This is a genomic window from Acetobacter sp. AN02 (genome assembly GCF_029759835.1).
Lineage (GTDB): Bacteria > Pseudomonadota > Alphaproteobacteria > Acetobacterales > Acetobacteraceae > Acetobacter.
The window spans coordinates 1-24,864 of sequence record NZ_JAJJND010000004.1 but is presented as its reverse complement, the minus strand read 5'-3'; the positions used below and the strand labels follow the sequence as shown (position 1 = coordinate 24,864).

The following is a 24,864-nucleotide window of genomic DNA, read 5'->3' as shown; positions in this document are numbered from 1 at the left end:
GGCCTGCCGACCTTAGCACTTGTTGTACAGGATAAAAATCATCTCGGACGACTGAAAGACGTTCGTCTGGAGAGCTTGGTGCCCTCTTCTTCGGACCAAACAAATGGTCAGCCAGAAACGCCACGTGTTCGTCGAAAGTCATGTCATCTGACACAATCGTTTCAATATCACCCTTCTGAATTTCGGCCCATGCTTTCTCCAAGCCAATGGGTGCCCAGTAAGAACGGGAATAATGCTGCGCAAGCGTATCAACCGTGACTGCTACCCATCGCCCGAGAATAATATCCCAAATCTCAATTCTCTCTGGCAGGCATTTCCGTCTGCGATTTTCTCTAATCCACGCCTGTCTTTGGACCTCTGAATAAATTGGAGAATCACCCTGTTGTATAGGATTATACGGTCGCTGACTGGCCTGATCCCGAAGGGCCTGCCACATGCCTTCGGCGAAGCATATCCCGTAGACCTCACGAGGATAGACCCCTGCGAGATTCTCCGGGGTGACCACTCGCCAGTCCCAGGTGATCACATTCCACATCTCAAAGGCCTCAGTTGCTGGATTGAACCGGGTGTTCCTTCTCAGCCAAGCCTCCCGACCTTGGCGTGACATGATTCTAACGGAATCGTCTCGCATGTGCTTACTCCTTTTGCCAAGCTTCCGGTCGAAGCGGCTTCGGATTGTGTTTTCGCACATCTTTCTTTTACCTGTCGGGAGGGCACGCTACCGCAATTCCCTACGCCACGAACACGTGATAAAATTTTATTCCCATTATTATTCAACAAGTTGGCGTAATTTTTTGGCAAACAGATGCTTACAATTGTCTCGCAATCCTCGAAGTCATCATAACCCGCCAGCTTTGATTCTACCGCTGGTGGACTGGCAGTCTCTGCATAAACCCCGTCAACAATTTCTATTTTGAGTATTTTGCTATCTTCGTGCTACACATCCGTAAAGAATGTAGCATGAAGATGACAAATGCCGACCCCGCACAGCCCGCCCGCTTCTGTCCGTCGCGCCCTGCGCAAGCTGGGCAGTGATATCCACGACGCCCGACGCCGCCGCAAATTGCCCATGGCCGTGGTGGCAGAGCGCGCCTTTACCTCGCGCTCGACTCTACAGCGGATCGAAGCTGGGGATGCCGGTGTCAGCATTGGCATCTATGCCAGCGTCCTCCAGGCACTCGGGTTGCTCGACGGCCTAGGCCAGATTGCCGACATCAGCCATGACAGTGTCGGACAGGCATTGGCCAGCGCGGCTTTGCCGAAACATATCCATCTCAAACGGAGCACTGGACCGTCACGCGATGGCTGACTTTGAAGTGCATATTGATCTGAACGGCCAGACACGGCCTGTCGGCGTTGCAAGGAGCAACCGAGTCCGAGGCACAGAGACGATCCTGTTCGAATATGACGACGCATGGCTCCAAGATGCAGGACGATTTTCGCTGGAACCGGCACTTGCGCTGACACGCGGGGCTTTCGCGCCCCCTGCCGGACTGCCTATTTTCGGGTCCATCGGCGACTCAGCTCCGGACACCTGGGGGCGCCGTCTCATGCAGCGGGCTGAGCGTCGCCTCGCAAACCGTGAAGGTCGCGCCGTTCGTACCCTCACGGAAAGCGACTATCTGCTCGGAGTGGCTGATGAAACCCGGCTGGGAGCACTCCGCTTCCGTTGGATGGAAGACAAGGTCTTTCAGGCGCCCATCCGGGGTGGCGTCCCTGCTCTGATTGACCTTGGCCGCCTGCTTCAGATCACCGAGCGCATTCTTCGTGACGAGGAGACCGACGAAGACCTTCAGCTCATTTTCGCTCCCGGCTCCTCCCTTGGTGGCGCACGGCCCAAAGCCTCGGTCATCGACCAGAACGGTCATCTCTCCATCGCCAAGTTTCCGAAAGAGACTGATGATTACAGTATGGAAACCTGGGAGGAGATTGCCTTGCGACTGGCCGGGCAGGCTGGCATTGCTACCCCGCGACACAAACTGATCCATGTCGCGGGCAAGGCGGTTCTTCTCTCACAGCGTTTCGACCGTGACGGTGTCACCCGTATTCCGTTCCTGTCCGCAATGGCGATGATGGGCGCCAGAGACGGAGAACGCGGGAGTTACCCGGAAATCGTTGACACCCTTGCAAGACACGGCGCACAGGGCAAAACTGATGCCCACGCCCTCTATCGGCGCGTGGTTTTCAATGTTCTGATCTCAAATGTCGACGATCATCTGCGTAATCATGGTTTCCTGTGGCAGGGAAAGGCCGGATGGTCGCTTTCTCCGGCCTATGACCTCAATCCTGTTCCGACCGATCTCAAGGCCCGGGTCTTGACGACAAACATTGATCTTGATGAAGGAACCTGCTCCGTCGATCTTCTTGAAGCAGCATCCGAATTCTTCGCCCTTACGCTGTCGCAGGCACGCGCCGTCATCAAGGATGTGGCGACGGTCACCGCGACATGGCGGGAGACTGCCAGGGAAGTCGGTGCCCGATCAGCGGAGATCCAGCGTATGGCGAGCGCATTCGAGCATAACGATTTCAGACAGGCACTGACCCTGTGATCAGATATCTCTCCTGCTGCTCCAGAGATGCAGTGTTGGATAACCAGTCAGGGCGGTAACTTTTTGGGCCCGATTTGGGCCCACCCTGATGTGATATCCAGTTGTATCCAGTGACAATCAGTGATATTAAATACCATGTTATCAACAAGTTAATCTGAAAAACCCAGCTATTTAGCTACTACTTATCGCCCTTTCACGGCGGCAACACGGGTTCGAATCCCGTACGGGACGCCATTGATTTTGTTGGATAATTTTACTTATCCACAGATGGCTTACTGGTCCACCTGGACCGCTACAGTTCAAAGGCATCTGCTATCTCCCGCAAATATGCCGGATCAAACTTCCGATAGACTCGACGAAGAGTCGCCGGGTCAGTGGCTAACCAGTCTGCAGCCTGATCGATTGGAACTCGATCCATGGCAAACCATGACGCGACTGAATGCTTGAGATGATGCGGCGTTGGCTTCCAGGTTAGTTGCGCCCGTTCACACGCCTTTGAGAATGACCATCTCAGCCCGGTCGGCACCTGCTTGCCGTGCCAATGGATTACGAAATCACCATCAGCATATTCCCGTGCTTTCTCCATTTCCGCCCTGAGTGCACGCGTCATAGGAACGATAGAACGACGCTTACCCGTGATCGGCCTGTTTGCCTCCTGGAAGTCGATCATACCCGTGTCCCAATCCACCCGATCCCATGTCAGGGCGAGGATCGATCCTTTCCGCGCGCCCGTGTAAATGGCGATTGCCACGAAAGCACGAACGTGCGGTGTCTCACATGCCTCAAGGAGGCGTCGTGCCTCTGCCTTCGTAAGATATCGATCGCGTGGAGCTGAGTCGCGCGGCGGTTCGATCTCTGGTGGCCGGACAAGATAGCCATCTTTCCAGACGCGACGCATAGTCGCCCGAAGGACGTTAAATTCACGGCGTAGCGTCCCCGCGGCAACAGGTATTGCCTGATCATCGCCCTTGCGCGGCTTTCTCACGCGCGTTGCAGCATACTGATCCCATATGCGCTGCTCAATCTGGTCAACTCTCAGATGGCCCATAGCCCTGTCGAGCGCCATGACTGCTTCCTGCAATCGTTTCAGTGCCGACACTTTGCCGCGCCGGGATTCGATATATCGCTTGAAGGCATCGGACATAAGCATTTTAAGAGGATGCTTTTCCTGCATCCTCTCAAAATCAACTAAGGCTTGTCGAGCATTTTTCTCATCATCCGTTCCCGTCGAAAGTCTTCGACGTTTACCGCCTGCCCACCAGACGATGTAGTACTTGCCTCGACGGCGTTCGAGATGAGGGATTTCGTTGCGGATGCGGGGCATAGGTAACCATCCAGATAGGCCTTAAGGGTTTCAGGGGACACAAGTGTGCATCCGGGCTGCCTCCAAGCCGTCAGACGCCCTTGGCGAATAGCGCGCCGCAGCGTTTCAGGGTGTCTCCGGACAAGCAAAGCCGCCTCCGGCACAGTCAGTAAATCTGGTATTTGTATTGTCGCCCCGGATTGGTGCGCTGGATCAGCAAGCATCAGACTGATCCTTCCATTGATTGACTTGCTCCAACCAACTCTCGCCGCATGGCGCGGCGAGGCGTTTCAAGGTGAAGCTTCAGGACCGCAGCTACTGCCTGTATGGTCAGAAGTTGCTCATGACTTCGCATGGCCCATATCCTTTCCGTACAGCGCCAGAATCGACGCAATACAGAGAAAATGGGCTCATTATGAGCTTATGTCAACAGAATAAGCTTATAATAGGCTTATTTTATGGAATCGATCAGTGTATCGAGCCTGGCCATGCGGCGCGCAGCCAAGTCCTGGAGTTGCTCAGCGATTTTGGCGAGATCCTCATTGCCACTCTCTCGTGCAAGCTCCGCAAGCTCGTTCGTAAGACGCTGCTCGTCTTCCGCCATCATCCCGAAAAAGCCGCGAAGCTCACCAAGAATCAAAAACAGATCCCGCCGGTCACCCTCCTGACTACTGGAATCGAGCTCTTTCTGATCTGTCGTATCTGCAACAATATCTCGCTTGGACGCGACGACACGAGGCTTGCCACCAACATTAATTCGATCAAGCCTCACCTTGTCGTTCTGCGTCAGTTTTTCGACGTGCCCGAGGTCCGGACACAGCTCGTCGATATTGATATGAAGCACCTGGGCAATCTGATCACGCCGGTCGAGAGAGGGGAGCTTCTTGCCCAATTCCCACTCACTGATGGTCGTTACGCTCACGCCAAGAGCTGTTGCCAGCTCAGGCTGGCGCATGCCCGCATCCGTTCGCGCCTGCCTGATCGCGTCCCCAACCTGATTCCTGATCGCACTTTGATGCGCTTTCCCCAACGACCCAGACACTCTGATCCTCCCCCGATGTCCGAGCAGCCTATACAAGTTTCAGAGCAAGAAATAGGCTTACCCTACAAAAATGAGCTCATTCCGTGTTTTCTGTCCTGATCCCTGCTTCCAATGCAAGATTGCTGAGAAGAGGAACGGTCCGCTTGATCAGTGACCCGTCACAGCGTCATCAGGAGACCAGGCCGCCACGTCAAAAGGCGCAAAATGCTTCAAATTTCGTGTGACCACCTGGAGGTCGTGTGCCTTTGCAGTTCCGGCAATCAGCGCATCGGCCATTCCGGGATTATGTCCGGCTGCGATTGCAGCTGCTTCCAGACGTCCGGCAATTGTGGCAACCGAAGCGTCAATTGCAAGAATTCTATCATCATACGTCGAGGTCAGACCGGCAAGCCAGATTTTCAGGCCTGCCGCACGAGCAGTGGCACCCTTGTGCTCAAGCAGACCGATCCCCTTTTCGATTTCATGGACCGTCACGACCGACAGATAGAGCTGGCCCTGCCCGTCGATCCGTTCCAACCATTCGAGGAATGCCTCCGCTGCCTCGTTCCGCGAGGGTGACAGCATAGAAATGACGTTGGTGTCGAGCAGGTATCCCCTCACAGATCCACATCCCGCGAGGGCGACGCGTTCCGCGTCGGAACCTCGTCAGGAAAGCTCCGGAGATAGGATGCCAGACTGGGACGCACGCGCCCCATAGCCCTGCGTCCGGCTTCCGCGGCTTCGACGGAAACTAGAGCCGCCACGGGCTTGCCGTGACGGGTAATCGTCACGAATTCGCCCTTGAGCGCCTTGTCGACCAGAGAAGAAAAACCCGCCTTCGCCTCTCTCAGTGTGATCGTCAGCATGGGAGCATGTCCTCGGCAATGTGGTCTTATGTGACCACATTAAAGATGGCGTCAGCAGAGCGCAATCATAATCCGGCATCGATACCGGATTACGATTTTCCTGCCAGATGTGCTTATCCCGCCTCAGCGTCACCGGAGAGGCGTTCCACCAGCGACCGGCACAGCCCCTTCAGTTCCTCTGGCCGAGCCAGCAAGTCGAGGAAGATACAGACAGGCGTGATGCCGACACGACGGTAAAAGGCTTCACGCCGTTCGAACCGCTCCAGTCCCCGGCGCTCATGGTCGTTGCGGGTGATGCGGTTCACACCGCAGCAGCCAATCACCTCGATAAAGCAGGCCGCATCGCGACGTCGCAGCGTCAGATCCGCTTTCTCGGGCCCCACATCAGGCATGATCGGCTGGTGAAGATCGATCTCCATGTCGGGCAGCGCCATGGAACGCAGGATTTGATAGACGATACGTTCAGGCAGGGATTCCAAGACCATGCCATCGACGGCCGTCGTTCCCGTGGACGGCAGGTCTGGCCAGCGTGCCCTCGCCTGGGTATCGACGCGGGCCCAGTCCCGCTGGCCAGACTCACCGACAAAAACCAGATGCTGCCCAATAGGACCGAGATACCTGCAGATGGCCTCACTTGGTGGGGCGCCAAGAGCACGGGCCAGGTCCCGATAGGTGATCAGATCAGCTTCAGTGGGGCGAAAACGGGACGGCGTAGCGTCATCTGAGAAGCGAGTCATTATTTGTTTTCCTGACGAAACGAAATCAGGCGCGACATGAGTGCGCCTGTTGAGGGAAGAAACCGGTGTAAGCGATAATGGAGAGCATCAGTCGCAGCAGGAGCTTTCGCCAGCGAGCAGTTTGTCGGCCAGACGGCGGACTTTGCGACCGATCATGCGCGTCAGAATGACGACGCCCTCCAGGATACGGTCGTCCGTATTGCCTTCGAGCGATTGGCTTATGGCAAAGTCGAGCAGCCTGTGCAGGGCAACAAGTTGCATGAGGTCCGCCTCGATGCCGGACGAAATCATAGTACGTTCAGACATTGTTTCTCTCGTTCGGAATATGAAGGAACGAGACGCCTGCCTCTCAGAGAATCCCTACCCCGTTGGAACAGGAAACAGAATCCTCTGGGGAATTTGGGGTCATGCGCCTCACAATGCCCACCCCGAAAAAATGACACCGTCACACCCGTCATCAGGGCGCACCGCAGGTGCAAGAGACCTGAAATCAGAAAAAAAGAGCGGCTTTGATTTTTGCGTCGCAAAAATGCCGCAATAGAACAAAAAAAACGTAGCGATTTCATATGCTTGCGGAGCATGCGTATGAAATTGAGGTAGCGTGCCCTCACACGCCCAAAAACCGGGACACGCCAGGAAAATGAAAAATGGCTGTTTTCTGCCGTTTATCAGGAATTGTGACACCAACGACGCTTTGCGTGACACCTGTCATGACACCGCAGATGACAGGCCCTGACGGGGTCACTGAACCCATGACATCATTTGAGGTGGCGTCATGACGCCGTCATTCCGGTCCCTCAGAGAGCACGAACGGGCGATAGAAATGACACCTGTGTGACACCGTCATGACGGTGTCACCATCCATAAAGACAAAATTTTCGGGAGCGTTTCTCTGCACGAAAGCTAATGGCAAAAACCTGTTGACGGCACCCTCCCGATCGCCTACCAAAAACACATGAAACCAAATGGCGCACAGAAAATGGATCTGGTGGCAGTCGCAAGCATCTCGGCGGGCCATCCGTTCAGAGGGCGGATTGACCCCGTTGCCGGAGCGGAAACGGCTGTCGTGCAGATGCGGGACACCTCTCCTTCAGGGGTAGACTGGACGTCCTGCGTGCGCACCGAGGTAACCGGACGGCGTGAGCCAGACTGGCTGCGTCCGGGCGATATTCTCTTTCCAGCCCGTGGCAATGTGTCACTGGCGGTTCTGATCAACGAGAGCATTGGCAGCCTTCAGGCTGTCGCCGCGCCGCACTTCTTTCTGCTGCGCGTGTCGCGTCCAGACGTGCTACCCGCCTATCTGGCATGGTGGCTCAATCAGGAGCCAGCCCAGCGGCATCTGGAACAGAACAGCCAGAGTTCCACCCTGGTCCGCAACATTGCCCGACCGGTGCTGGAGGCCACGCCTGTTGTGCTGCCTCCCTTGCCTCGGCAGGAACAGATTATCGGTCTGGCCAGCGCCATGCAGCGCGAGGAAGAGCTTCTGCACCGTCTGCGCCAGACCAACCAGCAGATCATGACCGGGCTTGCCAGAGACCTTCTGGCGGGCTGACACTTCCCTTACGTTTTGAAACAGGATTTGAGTTCGTGACCGAGCAGATTTCACAGGACACAATTAACAAGGCGCTGTGGAGCGCCTGCGATACCTTCCGTGGCACTGTCAGCCCTGACACCTACCGTGACTACGTGCTGACCATGCTATTCCTCAAATACATCTCCGATGTATGGCAGGACCATTATGACGGCTACAAGAAAGAGTATGGCGACAACCCCGCCCTCATCGAAGCCATGATGGCACAGGAACGCTTTGTTCTGCCGAAAGGCTCAGACTTCTATACGCTTTATAAAGAGCGCAACGCTCCCGGAAATGGTGAGCGGATCGACAAGGCTCTGCACGCCATTGAAGAAGCCAATGGCACCAAACTGAAGGACGCAGGCAAGAGCGTCTTCCAGGACATCAGCTTCAACTCCGACAAGCTGGGCGATGAAAAGCAGAAAAACACCATTCTGCGGCATCTGCTGGAAGATTTTCACAAGCCGGACCTGAACCTGCGCCCTTCCCGCGTGGGCAATCTGGATGTGATCGGCAATGGCTATGAGTTCCTGATCAAGAATTTTGCCGCCAGTGGCGGGCAGAAGGCCGGGGAGTTCTATACTCCGCCGGAAGTTAGTGAACTGCTGGCCCGCATTCTGAGCCCGCAACCGGGCGAGAGCATCTGTGACCCAGCCTGCGGCTCGGCCTCCCTGCTCATGAAGTGCGGCAGGCAGGTGACGCAGAACCACAAGGGCAGCAAGGACTACGCCCTGTATGGGCAGGAAGCCATTGGTTCTACATGGTCCTTTGCCAAGATGAACATGTTCCTGCATGGCGAGGACAATCATCGGATTGAATGGGGCGACACCATCCGCAACCCCAAGCTGCTGGATGACAAGAACCACCTGATGCGCTTTGACGTGGTGACGGCCAACCCGCCCTTCAGTCTTGATAAATGGGGCCATGACGAGGCGGAGCAGGATGTGCATCATCGCTTTGCTCGTGGCGTGCCGCCCAAGACCAAGGGCGATTACGCCTTTATTCTGCACATGATCAGCACCCTGAAAGACCGCACAGGCCGCATGGGCGTGGTGGTGCCGCATGGCGTGCTGTTCCGGGGCAGTTCGGAGGGCAAGATCCGCCAGAAGCTGATTGAGGAAAACCTGCTGGATGCCGTGATCGGCCTACCCGAAAAACTGTTCTTCGGCACGGGGATTCCGGCCGCCATCCTGATCTTCCGCAAGGACCGCAAGACGAAGGACGTGCTGTTTATTGACGCCAGCCGCGAGTTCAGGGCGGGCAAGAACCAGAACGTGCTGACCGAAGAGAACATCACGAAGATCGTGGACACCTACCGTGCCCGCAAGGACGTGGACAAATACGCCCATCTCGCCACGCCGGACGAGATCAGGGAGAACGACTACAACCTGAATATTCCGCGTTATGTCGATACGTTTGAGGAAGAAGAGGAGATTGACCTGACCGCCGTGCGCAAGGAACGGGCGGAGATCAAGGCGGAACTGGCAAAGCTGGAAGCTCAGATGGACGCTTATCTGAAGGAGCTGGGTTATGCTTCCTGAGGGCTGGAAAAAAACATCACTGGAAGATATTGCCGAGGTCCGAAGCGGCATCGCCAAAGGTCAGAAGAGCGTCACAAATCCGATCAATCTTCCATATTTACGCGTTGCAAACGTGCAAGATGGCTATCTTGATCTTACAGAAGTCAAAACTATTGAAATAGATAAAGAGAAAGTAGAGCGTTTTTCCCTTCATACCGGCGATGTTCTGATGAACGAAGGCGGCGATTTCGATAAATTGGGCCGTGGAGATGTATGGCGTGGCCAAATAACACCTTGCCTACATCAAAATCATGTCTTTGCCGTCAGGCCAGACCAAGAAAAACTTGATTCTTACTTTCTAGCCAATCTCTCGGCCAGTCCCTACGGCAAAGGATATTTTTTATCTTGTGCGAAACGCAGCACAAATCTCGCAAGCATCAACTCTACACAATTAAAACAGTTTCCCGTAGTCCTTCCCCCTCTCCCCGAACAGAAGAAGATCGCGGCGATCCTCTCGACGTGGGATCGTGCGATTGAGGGTTTGGGCCAGCTTCTGGCCAACAGCCAGCAGCAGAAAAAAGCCCTCATGCAGCAACTCCTCACAGGCAAAAAACGCCTGCCGGGGTTCACGGGGGAGTGGAAAACCCATCGGCTATCCGACATCGCAAAACTTGGGACAGGAAATACAGCCCCTCAAGAATCACACTATTTCTCAGAAAGCGGCCATGATTTTCTGCGCGTCTCCGATCTTGGATCATCAACGGGACGCTGGGCTCCAGTTAGCCGAGATAAAATTACACTTCAGGCAATAGACGATCATCGAATGTCTCCCGCACCATCTGGAGCTACTCTTTTTACAAAAAGTGGCGCATCACTACTCTTAAATCAAAGAGCTCAAATTGCATATGACACTTATATTGTAGGACATCTGGGTTATGCAAAAGCAAAAAAGGGTTACTACGACAATTATCTTTTTTATATTTTATCAGAAATAGATTTTTCAAAAATTGCGTCAGGAACTAGCTTACCTGCATTAAAAATATCAGATCTCGGGAAAACAGTCCTACACATACCCTCTCTCCCCGAACAAAAAGCCATAGCTGCTGTCCTCACCACAGCAGACGAAGAAATCACCGCCATTGAATCCGACCTCTCGCGCCTGCGTCAGGAGAAGAAAGCCCTGATGCAGCAGCTTCTCACGGGCAAGCGCCGCGTGACGGTCAATTAAGTCATTTCAGTTCGCAGGATATTTGACACCATGGTTCCCGCCCCAAAATTTCAGGAAGAATACAGCGCAAAACTTCCGACTCTGGCTTTACTCAGCACCCTCGGCTGGCGGTTTCTGCCTGCATCCGAGGCGCTGGCGTTGCGGGGCGGCAAGCAGGACGCCGTGGTGCTGGACTCTCTCCTGCGGGCGGAACTGAAAAAACGCCGCTTCACATTTGAAGGCCAGGATCACGCCCTGTCCGATCAGGGCATTGATGCGCTGGTCTCCCACGTCATGCATCCGGACTTTGTTTCCGGCCTGCGCGATGCCAATGACAAGATGACCACGCATCTGCTGTTCGGCATTGCCGTCACCGAGTTCATCAACGGGCGCAAGGCCACCCCGACCATCGCCCTGATCGACTGGCAGAACCCGGCCAATAACAGTTTCACCTTCACCGAGGAATTCAGCGTCCTGCGCACGGATCTGACACAGACCCGCAGGCCGGACATCGTCTGCTTCGTCAACGGCATCCCCCTGGCGGTGATCGAGGCCAAGCGCCCCGATGGCCAGCCGGGCAAAGGCCCGACCGTGGAGGCCGGAATTTCCCAGAGCATCCGCAACCAGAACAAAGACGAAATCCCCCAGCTCTTTGCCTACAGCCAGCTTCTGCTGTCCATCACCGGCCATGACGGGCGCTATGGCACCTGCTGTACCCCCAGGAAATTCTGGGCCAGCTGGAAGGAAGAGGACATCCCTGAAAGCCGGATGGAGGCGCTCAAGAACGCGCCACTCTCGTCAGCCCAGAAAGACGCGCTGTTTGCCACACGCGAGCCTGCTGACCGGGCCTGGTTCGAGGACTGGGCCTCCCGCCCGCTTGCCGTCACGGATCAGGACCGGCTGCTGATCGGCCTGCTCTCCCCTGAGCGTCTGCTGGAGATGGCGCGGTTCTTCACGCTGGTCGACCGCAAGGCGGGCAAGATCGTGGCCCGCTATCAGCAGGTCTTTGGCATCAAGCGTCTGCTGGAGCGTATCAAGACCCGCCGCAGTGACGGCGGGCGTGAGGGCGGTGTGGTCTGGCACACCACGGGGTCCGGCAAGTCCTTTACCATGGTGTTCCTCAGCCGTGCGCTCATTCTGGATGAGGATCTCAAGCAGTGCCGCATTCTGGTGGTCACAGACCGCAAGGATCTGGAACGCCAGTTGAGCACCACCTTCTCCACGGGGGGCGAACTGGCGGACAAAAAGGATAGGGAGGAAGCACTCGCCACCTCAGGCCGCCGCCTGGCGCAGCAGATCGGGTATGGGCAGGAGCGCATCATCTTCTCCCTCATCAACAAGTTCCACACCGCCACCGGCTATCCCGAATGCCATAATGACAGCGCGGACATCATCGTGCTGGTGGATGAAGGCCATCGCAGTCAGGGCGGTGAGAACCATGCCCGCATGAAGCACGCTTTGCCCAATGCCGCCTTCATTGCCTTTACCGGCACACCGCTGCTCAAGGGCAGCGAAACCACCAGCCGGTTCGGCAGGATCATCCATTCCTACACCATGCAGCAGGCCGTCTCGGACGGGACGGTCACACCCCTGCTCTATGAAGAGCGCAAGCCTGATCTGGACGTCAATGACCGCGCCATAGATGCCTGGTTTGAGCGCATCACGCAGGGTCTGACCGAGGAGCAGGTCACGGACCTCAAGAAGCGCTTTGCCCGCGCCAATCAGGTCTACAAGGCGGATGACCGCATCCGGCTGATTGCCATGGATCTGGCAACGCATTTCGACAGTAACATCGACAGCGGCCTCAAGGGCATGCTGGCCTGTGACAGCAAGCTCTCCGCCATCCGCTACAAGCAGTATCTGGACGAGGTCGGTCTGTTCGAGAGCGCCATCGTCATGAGCCCGCCCGATACGCGCGAGGGTCATACGGAAGTCGATGAGCGCAAACAGCCGGAAATTCAGGACTGGTGGAAGGACAATGTCGGCAGTCAGAGTGAGGACGACTACACGCGCGGCGTCATCGAGCGCTTCGAGAAGGACCCGGACCTCAGGCTGATCATCGTGGTCGACAAGCTGTTGACCGGCTTTGATGAACCGCAGAACGCAGTGCTCTATATCGACAAGCCGCTGAAGCAGCACAATCTGTTGCAGGCCATTGCCCGCGTGAACCGGCTGCATGACCAGAAGACGCACGGACTGCTGATCGACTATCGCGGCATTCTGGCTGAACTGGACACCACACTGGCCAAATATGACGAGCTGGCGGCCGAAAATGTCGGCGGGTATGATCCGAAGGATATTGCCGGGCTGTATAGCCAGATGAGCACGGAATACCGCGAACTCCCGGCCCTGCACAAAGCGCTCTGGGCCATTTTTGATGGCGTGAAGAACAGAAGCGACCTCCAGCAGCTTCGTGCCGTGCTCATGCCCCGCATGGTGGAGGAACACGGCCAGATGGTGGACGTGAACCTCAAGCGCCGGGATGACTTCTATGAGGCGCTGACGAAGTTTGCCGCCTGTCTGAAAGTGGCACTGCAATCCGTGGCGTTCTTTGAAGACACCAGCTTCACGGAAAAAGACCGCGCCACCTACAAGGAGACGCTGAAGCAACTGACCAGCCTGCGCCAGATGGTGATGCAAGATACCGGTGAGACAGTGGATTTTGACCAGTATGCCGAACAGGTGAAGAAGTTGCTGGACCGACATGTCGCCGGGGTGAAGGTCCATGAATCCGAAGGGCTCTATGCGGTCGGCAAGATGGGCCAGAAGCCGGAAGACAACGAACCAGAAAACTGGACCGAGGAGAAAACCCGCAACGAAACGGATCTGATCCGCACCCGTGTGACAAAGATGATCGACCACGAGATGCAGGATGACCTTTATGCGAAGGAAGCATTCTCAGCCCTGCTGCGCAAGGTGATCGCGGAAGCGGAAAGCCTGTTCGACCATCCCCTCAAGCAGTTCATGCTGTTTCAGGAGTTCGAGGAACAGGTGGCCAGCCGAAAGCTGGAAAACATTCCGTCTGTTTTTGACGGACAGCGCCACGCGCAGGCCTATTATGGCGTGTTCCTGAAAACACTCGCAGCCATTTTCAACCATAAGCAGACAGATGCGGAGAACCAGCGCTGGATTGATCTGGCGTTCGATATCGACAAGGTCGTAGACAAAGCGGTGCGGGAAAATTCGCTGAGCCGTCCGGATATGGAAAAAGCAGTCAGGAAAGAACTACTGCCCCTCCTGTTCAGCACGGGCCAGAAAGCAGGTTTTGGCGTGGACAGGGCGCAAGAGATCATCGAGCAGGTTATCCAGATCATGCGGGCCGGGCCTGCTGATACCCTACGCGGCTAAACATGGAAGAAACTCTCAATCGCGTCCTGACCTATGGGGGTGAGCAGATCCGCGTAAACCTGATCCCCCGAGCGCGCCCTGGCACGACGCTGCGTATTAAGGTGCATCCGGACCTACGTGTGGAGGCTTCTGTCCCGGATGGCACGACAGAGGCTGATCTGGACAAAGCGCTACACCAGAAAACCCGCTGGATCTGGCAGAAACTGCGGGACTTCCGGGCGGTGCAGGAACATGCCACACCACGTGCCTATGTCAGTGGGGAAAGTCATTTCTATCTGGGGCGGCGGCATCCTCTGAAAGTGCATCATCAGCCTGATGCGCCTGAAACCGTGCGGATGTTGCGAGGACGACTGGAGGTGTCTGTACAGGACCGCAGCGCTTTACGGATTCAGAAGCTGCTGGAACTCTGGTATTTTACGCGGGCGCAGGAGGTGTTTCGCCATCGTCTGTCTGCCCTTCTCCCCACAACATTGTGGGTCAGAACATCTCCCGCTCTAAAGCTTCAGGTCATGCAGACGCAGTGGGGCAATTGCTCACCGGGAGGCACCGTCACGCTGAACCCTCATCTGGTTAAAGCCCCGCGTGACTGCATTGATTACGTCATCCTGCATGAGCTGTGCCACCTGAAGGAGCACAATCATGGCCCAACCTTCTGGGCGTTGCTGGAACGCGTGATGCCGGACTGGGAACAGCATAAGGCAAGGCTGGACGGGATGGCGGAAATGATGCTGCAAAAATAGCTCTATTTGACTGCAATGGGGGGGAAGCAGTCTGTCCGCTATTTGCCCTAAACACCTGCAGTCGGACATTCAAAAAATTATTCTATATCCTCGGATACTTCGGCTTTCCCTTCTGTATTTCAGAGCCAGCTATGCTCATGGCACGCTTCGTATGCTAAGACGATATGCGCAGGGAGGATACTATGACAAAGCACGGTGGAGGACGCAAAAAACCAAAGCAGCTTATTCAGAAACAATCTACTCGTTTCAAAAACGCAAAGAAACTAATTGCTCCGATGTCGATCATCGCGGTTCTCTTTTTAGGGGCAATTGGAATGCGCGGGATTTTTCTAAATCGGGCATCAGCAACGTTGGGGGGGCCTTATACCCTCATCGATATGCACGGCCATCCTCTTACGGAGCGCCAGTTTCAAGGGCGCTATACGCTGATTTATTTTGGATATACACACTGTATAGACGTCTGCCCTTTAACGCTCGCGACTGTCACACAGGCTCTTGAGCTTATGGGAAAAGCATCACACCAAATTGTCCCACTCTTCATTACGGTTGATCCATCACGTGATACCCCTGAGGTTGTCGCTGATTACGTCAGCCATTTCTCTCCTGATATCGTTGGACTTACGGGAACGGAATCCCAGATCCAGGCAGTCATTCAAAATTTCCACGTCATGGCGCGACGTCGTGGCACTCCAGCAGATCGTGTGTCCTTAGACTATCTCATGGATCACAGCTCTGTGCTGTATTTGATGGATGGCGATAACCGACTGGTGTCTGTCTTGCCTGTTGACACCAGCCCGCAGGAAATCGCCACACGGCTGCGTCGTCTCGTTCCTGCCAGTTAGCTATGACGGAAGACTTGTAAGAGTAAGCTTGCAAGCCAAAGGAGCAAAAGAGAGGCGCCCAGTTCCGGTAGAAGCACTGCCAACAACACCAGAACAGCCAGCGCGCCTGCGCCTATCTGCTTATTGGGCACGGCCAATGGAGCTCCGAGTTGTCCGGGCGGTCTGCGCCTGAGCCACAGAATGAGCGCCGATACGCTCATAGTCAGCAATCCTGATGCCACAAGAAAATTCAAAAGTTGATTGGCTCTTCCAAAAAGCTGCCCTTCATGGGCTGCAACCCCATATCCGATAATGCGATCCATCAATCCCTTATCTTCAAAGCGTTGGACTGACCGTATCTGACCAGAGGTCTCTACCATCGCGCTGATGCGTTCTGGGCGGTTTTGCGTGTCCGAACGAACACGCCACAGAGTTTCACCTGTTGATGGTTGCGTCACGAGGACAGGTGCCGGGAATTTCAGTTGAGACGCAGCCATGACCACATGGTTGAGCCCGTCTGGGAGGGAACTGTCCGACATGGTCATGGAGCCCATATCCATGCCGGGCATCGTGTCCATTTTGGGCGGAGAAACTTGACGGCCAGCCACAAGGTTGCGCTCGGAAACAGCTCCGATTTCCCAGTCCGGAACGGTCGTCATTCGACTGATCTGTGTCTCCACACGCGACAAAGCGTGCCCCCAAACAAAGGACCATGGCAGACCGGAGATAAGAAAAAGTGCCAGAAATAAGGAGATCCACATCCCGGTGACTGCATGGAGGTCTCGCCACCGAATTCGACCTTTATGAGTGATCCGAGGGTAGAGAATGCCCCTTAGTCCTTTAATGTGACGTGGCCACCAGAGGTATAGACCCGTAACAATGAGTACTATTGTCCAAGAGGCCACCATTTCCATAATGATGGAGCCAGTGTCTCCTAATAAGAGTTGGCCGTGCAATTTGAAGATGATGCGCTCAAAGCGTTCTTCTTCAGGAACCTGTTTGAGAACTGTGCACGATGTCGGGTCAACATACACCCGAATGGCTGTACCTTGGCGATCAACGATTACTCGAGCGGCGCTAAAAGTCGTCTCCGGTAACTCATAGGCTAGAAAATGGCTGTCAGGGACGGCATTGAGTGCCGCCCTGACTTCCTGCTCCGGGGTTGAATGTGTCGCGCCGCCTGCGAGATGATCGTAACGCCAGTCGATCCAATGATCCACCTGCGGCTTGAACAGGTAAATTGATCCTGTGAGGCACAGAAACACAATAAAGGGCAGACAGAAGAGCCCTGCAAAAAAGTGCCATCGCCAGACTGTGCGATAATCTGGCCAAAGCGAGGCTCTGGAAGCGTTCATAATCTTAGGCACTTTCAGAACTTGATCCGAACGCCACCAAAGAACGCTCTTGGCGCTCCAGCGTAGATGGATCCTGTTTTATTGGCCAAAACACTTCGCCCAGCCTGCTGTGCGGTCGAGAGAAGTGTGTCGCTGATGTCAGTTGCACCTGCGGCATAAACCTGATTGGTTACATTCTGTACCTCGAAGTAGCTGTGCAGACGGTGCGCCCAGCCCAAACGTTCTGGAGGGTCGTAATGTACCTCCAGATTGAGCAATGCGTATGAGGGGGCTTTCAGAATATTGGTATTGTCGAGGCAAAAGGAGCTCCTCCACGTCACTTCTGCAAAACCTCCCAGCCCTTGCAGCCATCCGTCTGGCTGATCATAGAGAACGCGCGCATCTAGGAAATGCGGCATGACGCCCGGGATAAGGTTGCCCTTTCGCGAGAAATTTCGCGCCATCGTCGTGTTGGACAGTGTCTCGGTGTATTTCGTGTAGATCTGGTTGTCATAGGTATAAGACAGCTTTAGCCGCGCACCCGGCAGAGAGGCTCGTAATGGCTGCCATGTTGCGCCGAGTTCAATGCCACGATGCTCTGAAGCCGGGGCGTTGAAGGTATAACTTCCTGCAGGCGTATTGACACCCGCCGACTGGCTGACAAGCTCGTTTCTGTAGAACTCATAAAAGCCAGTAGCCTGAATATTAATGCTGGGCGACGGGTGCCATTCAGCGCCCAGATCAAAACCGAGACTTGTTTCGCTCTTCAGCTGCGTATTGTTCCCGTAGGTTCCCTGAGGAGTGACAAAGAAACTGGAATAGCCGGGCGTGGCGTAGGCTGTTCCAACACGAGTATGGAGAGTCCAGTCCTTGGTTGGCGTATAAACCAGCGATGCTTCCGGTGCCAGATTGAAGAAACGCCGATTGGCCGTAATATGTTGCAGCGTAGTTGAATTGGCCGATCTGTTGTAGAGCGTTTCGACCGCGCCGACGTCGGATTGTGTGCCGCCAAGTCCGACCACAGCATGCCAGAGCGGCGAAAACTGCCAGTCTTCCTGGAAACGAATACCAATGTTCCACTGATGGCCGTAAGACGTGGAATTCAGGGCACCGCGGGTCGCGCCGCCTTGCGGGGTTAGATTATAAACCTGATAGCCATAATCCATGTAGTCGAAGCTGGCACCCACAAAACTGGTCAGGGGCGCTTTTCCAATACGACCGCGGTTCGTTAGGTCCGTCTGCACATTGTAGGAATTGAACGGCCCCACAAAGGCTGTTGTGGAGGTTGGTTGGTCGACATGACGTTGATCATACGTAAATTGGGTATGCCAGGTCGTTCTGGGATCAAAGTCGTGCTCCCATCGAAGGCCTACAAGAGTACGTCGATCAAAACGGCCGAGCCCAGCCTGCTGTGGGCTCATCGTCTGACGTACACCATATGCACCATTCACCAGAAGATTGACTGAGGCGCATCCGGCAGCAGCCGATGCCGCATTAGCACAACCGTTCTGGTAGGGGTTGCTACGAAATTGATTCAGGGAGAGGCGTAGCGGCAGTGATGTGTCCGTAACGTTATTCACGAACTTTAGGATGAGGCGATCTGAGGACGTCAAATTGACCCGCAGACGCATGTTCTCGGTGGACGTATTGTACTGGCTGTTCGCAATAAAGCCTTTACCACGTACGTCACTGCCGAACAGCATAAAGTCGTAGCGTTTGTTACCTGCGCCAATTGTTACGTAGTTATTGAATAGACCGAAGCTGCCAAAATCTGAGCCTAATTCCAGGCCGTGAATGTCAGCGCCGCTTCGAGTGCGGAAGTTGATCGCCCCATTGATCGCATAATTACCGTATAACGTGGATGCCGGTCCCTGAAAGATGTCCACGCCCTCGTAAGCATGCGGATCGATCAAATCTGCCCGGGCCGTACCATCGGGTTGCGTCATGGGAAACCCGTCTTCTGTGACCTGAAGGTTCTTCAGACCATAGGACTGCCGTGCGCCCGACCCGCGGACTGAAATAACGCTGTCACGCGGTCCATTGCCCTGTAGGACCGTTACACCGGGAATGGTTGCGACCATATCACTCACGGTCTGGGCCGCTCTGTTAGTGAAGTCTGCGCGTTCTGCGCTGTAGGTTGTTTCACCGGTTGGATGAAGCAGCGCCGAGCCACGCGCAGCACCTCGCACGATAATGCGTTCAGGAGTTTGTAGTTGATGCGACACGGATTTGGCCGTTGCCGCTCTCCGGGGGCGTGTATGACGCCGTTGCGCCTGAGCTGGGACGCCGCCGAGAAACACGCAGGCAAGCGCGAACGAGCCGAGAGAACGGCTGGATACAAAAGAAATTGGCATCTGTTTGTTCTGATCTAAGAAACGCAGAAAACCTTTCATCGTAAAGACGAGAAAGGCGCTCAATCAGTGTTAGATCAGATGGGGAGGTCCTTGAGCATAGATGCCCGATAGCCGCCACAAGGGAGGGCCCCTTATTGGCGGGAAACACCAAAAAGCGTGACGGCTTGTTAGAAAAATTGCGAGAAAAATAGCAACGACGCATCCGGTCAGAATGATCGTCAACAGGTCATCGATTACGGCAATGCCATCACCAACATCCGCTGCGTGATGATGATCAGAGCTATGCGAACCAAGATCCTGGCCATCGCAAAGGGTCGAGAGGCTGGCGAACTGTTTTAACGGATCCTCGAGGAGAAACTGCGGTAACGGCAGACTTCCAACGCTGAGACGAATAATGATGGCGAGCAGAACCAGCGGCCAAAAGACCAGCCCCCCTCCATTATGCCATACACGTTGCTTCATTCTTCTTTATCTAAAAGGGGCTTGCAACACTGCGCCAGATGGCATTGTAATTTTGTCGACCGTTCGCGTTTTGATGCATGGTTGCTCCAATCTTTTTGGAGTTCCACGTCAACTGGCGATGTCCGCTTTACGGAAGCCTCAATGGCCCCACTTAGGTCTCGGATGAGGCGGAAGCCGACGTGGGGACACCGTTCCTTCGCTCCGTCATGCGGCATTATCCGCCAGCCACTCCCTGAGCTTCGACCACCGCCGCCTTCCGCCCTGATTGCGCACCGCGATGGCCAGCGCCTTCTTCTGGCCCACGAGCACGACGAGCTTCCGTCCCCGTGTGACGCCGGTATAGAGCAGGTTCCGCGCCAGCATGGCGTAATGCTGCGTTACCAGCGGGATGACCACTGCCGGATATTCCGATCCCTGGCTCTTGTGAATGGTCGTCGCGTAAGCCAGCACCAGCTCGTCCAGTTCACCGAAACCGTAAACGACCTCCCGTCCATCGAATAAGACCGTCAGTTCGCCCTCTTCCACATCGATCCTGTCGATAACGCCGAGATCCCCGTTGAAGACGTCCCGGTCATAATCGTTGGCGATCTGCATCACCTTGTCGCCCGGCCCGTAGGTCCAGCCGAACCGCTCGACTTTCACCTCACCCGGCGGGTTCAGCGCCTGCTGCAATTCGATATTCAACGACCGTGCCCCAAGCCCGCCCCGGTTCATCGGGCAAAGCACCTGGACGTCGCGAACAGAGTCCAGCCCGAACCGCGCCGGAATACGATCCCTCACCACCGCCAGCAGTTTGCGCAGCCCGACCTCGGGCTCGACCGCTTCGACGAAATAGAAATCCGATCCCTCTTCCGCGCTCAGCTCGGGCATCCTGCCCTCATTGATCCGATGCGCATTGGTGATGATCCGGCTCTGTGCCGCCTGGCGGAACACCTCGGTCAGCCGCACCACCGGGACAGCACCGGAGCCAATGATGTCGGCCAGCACCTGCCCCGGTCCGACCGACGGCAACTGGTCCACGTCGCCCACGATCAGCAGGGCTGCGCTGTCGGGCAACGCGCGCAAAAGAGAGCGCATCAGCAGCACGTCCACCATGCTGGCCTCGTCCACGACCAGGAGATCGCAGGTCAGCGGGTTGGTGTCGTCCCGTTTGAAACTGCCATTCGCCGGATCCGTCTCCAGCAGACGGTGGATGGTCTTGCCTTCCAGTCCGGTGCTTTCCGACAGACGCTTCGCCGCACGACCCGTTGGCGCGCAGAGCTGCACGTCCGTGCCCTTAGCCGTCACGATCTTGAGAATGGCGTTGACCAGCGTGGTCTTGCCAACACCGGGACCACCCGTGATCACCAGCACCTTGCTGCTCAAGGCAAGGCGCACCGCCTCCTGCTGGCTGGGCGCCAAGGCAAGCCCGGTCTTCCTTTCCACCCAGGTCATGGCTTTTGCGGCGTCGATCTCGGGCCAGGGTGGTCGGCCGACGGCACACGCACGTAGCCGTTCGGCAATGCTCTGCTCCGCGCGATAGAGACCAGCAAGGAAGATGCAGCCCGTCTCCCCCACGCTGTCGGTGACCACGTCTCCTGCTTCCAGCTCCAGCGCGAGAGCTGTTTCGATCAGAGGGGTGGCAACCTCCAGCAGTTCGGCAGTGCTGGTCAGCAACTCCCCGACCGGCAGACCGCAATGCCCTTCGTCCATCGCCTCGCCGAGCGCGTAGGAGATTCCGGCCCGCACCCGGATCATGGCGTCAGGCGCGATCCCCATCTTCCGGGCGATCTGGTCGGCGGTCTTGAAGCCAATCCCCCGGATGTCCTTCGCGAGCCGGTAGGGGTTCTCACTGATCAGTTGGACCGCATCCTGCCCGTAGGTCTTGAATATCCGCACCGCCCGCGAGGTGCCGACACCGTTGCTGTGCAGGAACAGCATGATCTCGCGGATCACCTTCTGGTCCGCCCAGCCAGCGACAATCCGCTCGGCCCGCTTGGGGCCGATGCCCGTCACCTCCCGCAGGCGCCCTGGCTCCTGCTCAATCAGGTCAAACACTGCCTCGCCGAACGCTTTCACCAGTTTCTTGGCGTAGACCGGACCGATGCCCCGGATCATGCCTGATCCCAGATAGCGTTCGATGCCCTCGACCGTGGTCGGCGGGCTGGCCCTGAGAAATTCCGCCTTGAACTGGAGGCCGTGGGTGTGGTCGTTGAACCAGCGCCCCGACATCTGCACGAACTCACCTGCCGAAATCATGGCGGCATGGCCGACGACGGTAACAAGATCACGCTGCCCCCGCACCTTCACCCGCAGGACGCAGAAGCCGTTCTCGGCGTTGTGGAACGTCACCCGCTCTACGAGGCCAGCCAGCACTTCCGTGGGCGAAGAGTCGATGGCGCGTCCGCTCATCCGGCCTGCCGGAGGATCGGCACTTCCGTATCGTTCATGACTCGCCCTCCCCTCCCGTGACGCCGCCGCAAGCCAGCATTTGTACGACGCGCCTGTATCCGGGACTACCCATAACTACGATTCCGTACGCTTGGGCACGCATGAACGCGCCCTCTCGTATTGCCGTTTTCCATTGAAATAACAGTCTGTTGATTTTCACTGAGAACTGACCCGGGTAGGGCGGAAATTTTCATCGAGATTTGACCCATGCCTTCACACTCCCCGGCATCATCTGCCGGGGGGGGGGGTGGAGTGATTGACATGGAGCTTCTGAGTGTGATCCGCCGGTGGCATCGCCGGGATCATCTTCCGATCCGCGAGATCGAACGCCGGACGGGACTGTCACGCAATACGATCCGGAAATATCTCCGGGCAGAGAGCATTGAACCGCAGTTCCAGGTTCCCGAGCGTCCCAGCCGACTGGACCCGTTTGCTGACAGATTGAGGGGATGGCTGGTTCTGGAAGCGGCCCGCCCCCGCAAGAACCGGCGCACGGCGCGACGCCTGCATGAAGACCTTGTCGCGCTGGGCTATGATGGATCCTATGGACGGGTGGCCGCTTTCATCCGGCAATTCAAACATGAACAGCACCAGGCACGCCAGACAACGGGCCGAGGTGTTTTCGTGCCCCTGTGCTTCCAGCCTGGGGAAGCCTTCCAGTTCGACTGGGGCGAGGACTGGGCGGTCATTGCCGGCCGTCGCGTCAAACTGCAGGTTGCCCACACCAAACTCTCCTTCAGCCGGGCCTTCATACTCAGGGCCTATCCCCTGCAGACCCACGAGATGCTTTTTGATGCGCTGACCGAGGCCTTCCACGTGCTCGGTGGCGTGCCGCGACGGGGTATTTTTGACAACATGAAGACCGCCGTGAACCGGATTGGCTTTGGCAAGGCGCGTCAGGTCAATCTGCGCTTCATGGCCCTGGCCAGCCATTATCTGTTCGAGGCGACCTTCTGCAATCCGGCAGCGGGATGGGAGAAAGGGCAGATCGGGAAGACCGTGCAGGATGCCTGACGCCATATCTGGCAGGATATGCCTGCCTTTGCGGATCTGGAGGCGCTGAATGCCTGGCTGGAAGCCCGCTGCCTGGACTGCCAGGAACGGCTGCAGCATATCGAACTGGCCCGGAGCATCGCCGAGGTCCATGCCAGCGAGCGTCCTCACCTCATGGTGGCGGGGCGTCCCTTTGACGGGTTTGTCGAACAGACCAGGCGCGTCCCGCCAGCCTGCCTGATCCAGTTCGAAGGCAACCGCTACAGCGTGCCGGCCTCCTTTGCCAATCGTCCGGTCAGCCTGCGGGTTTATCCCGACAGGCTGCGCATTATCGCCGAAGGGCAGGTTCTGTGCGTGCATGACCGGATCATCACGCGTTCGCATGGCGTGCCAGGCCGCACGGTGTATGACTGGCGGCATTATCTGGCGGTCATCCAGCGCAAACCGGGTGCCCTGCGTAATGGCGCGCCGTTTACCGAATTGCCAGCCGCCTTCCGGACCCTGCAGGATCAACTGCTCAGGCGGCCTGGAGGCGACCGGGAAATGGCTGAAATCCTGGCCCTTGTGCTGCAGCATGATGAGCAGGCTGTCCTCTGCGCGGTTGAACTGGCACTTGAAGACGGCGTGGCGACCAGGACCCATGTTCTCAATACGCTTCATCGCCTGATCGATGCCACGAGAACCGTGGTTCCCCGGCTCGATGCCCCACAGGCTCTGGTGCCCGAACACGAACCGTGCGCCGATACAGGGCGGTATGACATCCTGCGAAGGGACAGCCGCCATGCGTCATGATCCTGCCGCCGCTTCACTTGTCGTCATGCTCCGTGAATTGCGGATGTATGGCATGTCCCAGGCCACGGCCGACCTCATCGAGCAGGGCGCACCTGCCTTCGAGGCGGCCATCCCCATCCTCTCACAACTCCTGAAGGCGGAACTGGCCGAACGCGAAGTGCGCTCCATCGCCTGCCAGACAAAGACAGCCCGGTTCCCCGCCTGTAAGGACCTGTCCGGGTTCTCCTTTGCCGACACCCAGGTCAACGAGCCCATGGTCCGCCAGCTCCATGGCGGGGACTTCATCGAGCGTGCCGAAAATGTCGTGCTGATCGGCGGCCCGGGAACCGGGAAAACCCATCTGGCGACCGCTCTGGCCATCCAGGCGATCACCCATCACCGCAAGAAGGCGCGCTTCTGGTCAACAGTCGACCTGGTCAATGCCCTCGAACAGGAAAAGACCGCCAGCCGGGCCGGGCAGATTGCCGACAGGCTGCTCCGCCTGGATCTCGTGATCCTTGATGAACTCGGTTATCTCCCCTTCAGCGCGTCTGGGGGCGCCCTGCTGTTCCATCTGCTCAGCCGCCTCTACGAGCGCACCAGTGTCATCATCACAACCAATCTGAGTTTCAGTGAATGGGGAGACGTCTTTGGTGACCCCAGGATGACAACGGCGCTCCTCGATCGGCTGACCCATCACTGTCATATCCTCGAGACAGGAAATGACAGCTACAGGTTCCGCGCCAGCACCGCCGCGTCAAAAAACAGAAAGGACAGATCCTCTTCTTGACCGCCCGCCCGACTATGCCTGAAATAGCATCTGGCTGGGTCAATT

Annotated in this window: 19 protein-coding genes and 3 pseudogenes; 10 read left to right on the top strand and 12 right to left on the bottom strand. The window is 56.5% G+C overall.

Annotated elements, in window-relative coordinates; translation table 11 throughout:
- Positions 1-631 (bottom strand): annotated as a pseudogene (locus LOC54_RS01115) (hypothetical protein); the annotation flags it as partial.
- A 342-nt stretch (positions 632-973) separates the two neighbouring features.
- On the opposite strand from LOC54_RS01115, the gene LOC54_RS01110 reads away from it, so the two are divergent.
- Positions 974-1,309: a helix-turn-helix transcriptional regulator gene (locus tag LOC54_RS01110; protein ID WP_279311978.1), complete on the top strand. Its 336-nt coding sequence runs from the start codon at positions 974-976 to the stop codon at positions 1,307-1,309.
- Positions 1,302-2,549, top strand: a complete 1,248-nt coding sequence (locus LOC54_RS01105; RefSeq protein WP_279311977.1) for a type II toxin-antitoxin system HipA family toxin — start codon at positions 1,302-1,304, stop codon at positions 2,547-2,549. The genes LOC54_RS01110 and LOC54_RS01105 overlap by 8 nt, the downstream gene beginning before the upstream one ends.
- Positions 2,550-2,841: 292 nt before the next feature.
- Here the strand turns inward: LOC54_RS01105 and LOC54_RS01100 are convergent, their stop codons facing one another.
- The 7 genes and pseudogenes from LOC54_RS01100 to LOC54_RS01075 all read right to left on the bottom strand — a co-directional run bounded on the left by LOC54_RS01100 (position 2,842) and on the right by LOC54_RS01075 (position 6,782).
- Positions 2,842-3,873: a site-specific integrase gene (locus LOC54_RS01100; RefSeq protein WP_279311976.1), complete on the bottom strand. Its 1,032-nt coding sequence runs from the start codon at positions 3,871-3,873 to the stop codon at positions 2,842-2,844.
- Positions 3,874-3,893: 20 nt separating this feature from the next.
- Positions 3,894-4,076, bottom strand: a pseudogene (locus tag LOC54_RS12315) (helix-turn-helix domain-containing protein); the annotation flags it as partial.
- 227 nt (positions 4,077-4,303) lie between these two features.
- Positions 4,304-4,894, bottom strand: a complete 591-nt coding sequence (locus LOC54_RS01095; protein ID WP_279311975.1) for a helix-turn-helix transcriptional regulator — start codon at positions 4,892-4,894, stop codon at positions 4,304-4,306.
- Positions 4,895-5,041: 147 nt separating this feature from the next.
- The gene (locus tag LOC54_RS01090) at positions 5,042-5,494 is read right to left on the bottom strand and encodes a type II toxin-antitoxin system VapC family toxin (RefSeq protein ID WP_279311974.1); all 453 of its coding nucleotides are present in this window, start codon (positions 5,492-5,494) and stop codon (positions 5,042-5,044) included.
- A complete protein-coding gene (locus LOC54_RS01085) occupies positions 5,491-5,739 on the bottom strand; it encodes a type II toxin-antitoxin system Phd/YefM family antitoxin (protein ID WP_279311973.1) in 249 nt (82 codons plus the stop codon). The genes LOC54_RS01090 and LOC54_RS01085 overlap by 4 nt, the downstream gene beginning before the upstream one ends.
- Before the next feature lie 113 nt (positions 5,740-5,852).
- Entirely contained in the window at positions 5,853-6,476 is a 624-nt protein-coding gene (locus LOC54_RS01080; protein ID WP_061487163.1) for a hypothetical protein, read from the bottom strand.
- 87 nt (positions 6,477-6,563) lie between these two features.
- Positions 6,564-6,782: a hypothetical protein gene (locus LOC54_RS01075; RefSeq protein ID WP_279311972.1), complete on the bottom strand. Its 219-nt coding sequence runs from the start codon at positions 6,780-6,782 to the stop codon at positions 6,564-6,566.
- 649 nt (positions 6,783-7,431) lie between these two features.
- Between LOC54_RS01075 and LOC54_RS01070 the strand changes: the two genes are divergently transcribed.
- The 6 genes from LOC54_RS01070 to LOC54_RS01045 all read left to right on the top strand — a co-directional run bounded on the left by LOC54_RS01070 (position 7,432) and on the right by LOC54_RS01045 (position 15,706).
- A complete protein-coding gene (locus LOC54_RS01070; protein ID WP_279311971.1) occupies positions 7,432-8,028 on the top strand; it encodes a restriction endonuclease subunit S in 597 nt (198 codons plus the stop codon).
- Positions 8,029-8,063: 35 nt separating this feature from the next.
- Positions 8,064-9,590, top strand: coding sequence for a type I restriction-modification system subunit M (locus LOC54_RS01065; protein ID WP_279311970.1), 1,527 nt, complete (start codon positions 8,064-8,066; stop codon positions 9,588-9,590).
- Positions 9,580-10,797: a restriction endonuclease subunit S gene (locus LOC54_RS01060; RefSeq protein WP_279311968.1), complete on the top strand. Its 1,218-nt coding sequence runs from the start codon at positions 9,580-9,582 to the stop codon at positions 10,795-10,797. The genes LOC54_RS01065 and LOC54_RS01060 overlap by 11 nt, the downstream gene beginning before the upstream one ends.
- Before the next feature lie 30 nt (positions 10,798-10,827).
- Positions 10,828-14,124: an HsdR family type I site-specific deoxyribonuclease gene (locus LOC54_RS01055; protein ID WP_279311967.1), complete on the top strand. Its 3,297-nt coding sequence runs from the start codon at positions 10,828-10,830 to the stop codon at positions 14,122-14,124.
- Between the two features lie 2 nt (positions 14,125-14,126).
- Positions 14,127-14,864 carry a SprT family zinc-dependent metalloprotease gene (locus LOC54_RS01050; RefSeq protein WP_279311966.1) on the top strand — a complete coding sequence of 246 codons (738 nt, stop codon included), beginning with the start codon at positions 14,127-14,129 and terminating at the stop codon, positions 14,862-14,864.
- 182 nt (positions 14,865-15,046) lie between these two features.
- Positions 15,047-15,706 (top strand): SCO family protein, encoded by a 660-nt coding sequence (locus LOC54_RS01045; RefSeq protein ID WP_279311965.1) that lies wholly within the window; start codon positions 15,047-15,049, stop codon positions 15,704-15,706.
- On the opposite strand, the gene LOC54_RS01040 is transcribed toward LOC54_RS01045, so the two are convergent.
- From LOC54_RS01040 to LOC54_RS01025, 4 genes are all read right to left on the bottom strand, one after another.
- Positions 15,703-17,040, bottom strand: coding sequence for a PepSY domain-containing protein (locus tag LOC54_RS01040; protein ID WP_279311964.1), 1,338 nt, complete (start codon positions 17,038-17,040; stop codon positions 15,703-15,705). The genes LOC54_RS01045 and LOC54_RS01040 overlap by 4 nt on opposite strands.
- Before the next feature lie 14 nt (positions 17,041-17,054).
- Complete coding sequence (locus LOC54_RS01035; RefSeq protein ID WP_279311979.1) at positions 17,055-19,412, bottom strand: TonB-dependent receptor domain-containing protein; 2,358 nt, start codon at positions 19,410-19,412, stop codon at positions 17,055-17,057.
- 30 nt (positions 19,413-19,442) lie between these two features.
- Complete coding sequence (locus tag LOC54_RS01030; protein ID WP_279311963.1) at positions 19,443-19,835, bottom strand: hypothetical protein; 393 nt, start codon at positions 19,833-19,835, stop codon at positions 19,443-19,445.
- 204 nt (positions 19,836-20,039) lie between these two features.
- Positions 20,040-22,226 carry an ATP-dependent RecD-like DNA helicase gene (locus LOC54_RS01025; protein ID WP_279311962.1) on the bottom strand — a complete coding sequence of 729 codons (2,187 nt, stop codon included), beginning with the start codon at positions 22,224-22,226 and terminating at the stop codon, positions 20,040-20,042.
- A 300-nt stretch (positions 22,227-22,526) separates the two neighbouring features.
- Between LOC54_RS01025 and istA the strand changes: the two are divergent.
- Positions 22,527-24,050 (top strand): annotated as a pseudogene (istA, locus tag LOC54_RS01020) (IS21 family transposase).
- Positions 24,040-24,819 carry an IS21-like element helper ATPase IstB gene (istB, locus tag LOC54_RS01015; RefSeq protein WP_279311961.1) on the top strand — a complete coding sequence of 260 codons (780 nt, stop codon included), beginning with the start codon at positions 24,040-24,042 and terminating at the stop codon, positions 24,817-24,819. The pseudogene istA and the gene istB overlap by 11 nt, the downstream one beginning before the upstream one ends.
- Positions 24,820-24,864: the final 45 nt, after the last annotated feature.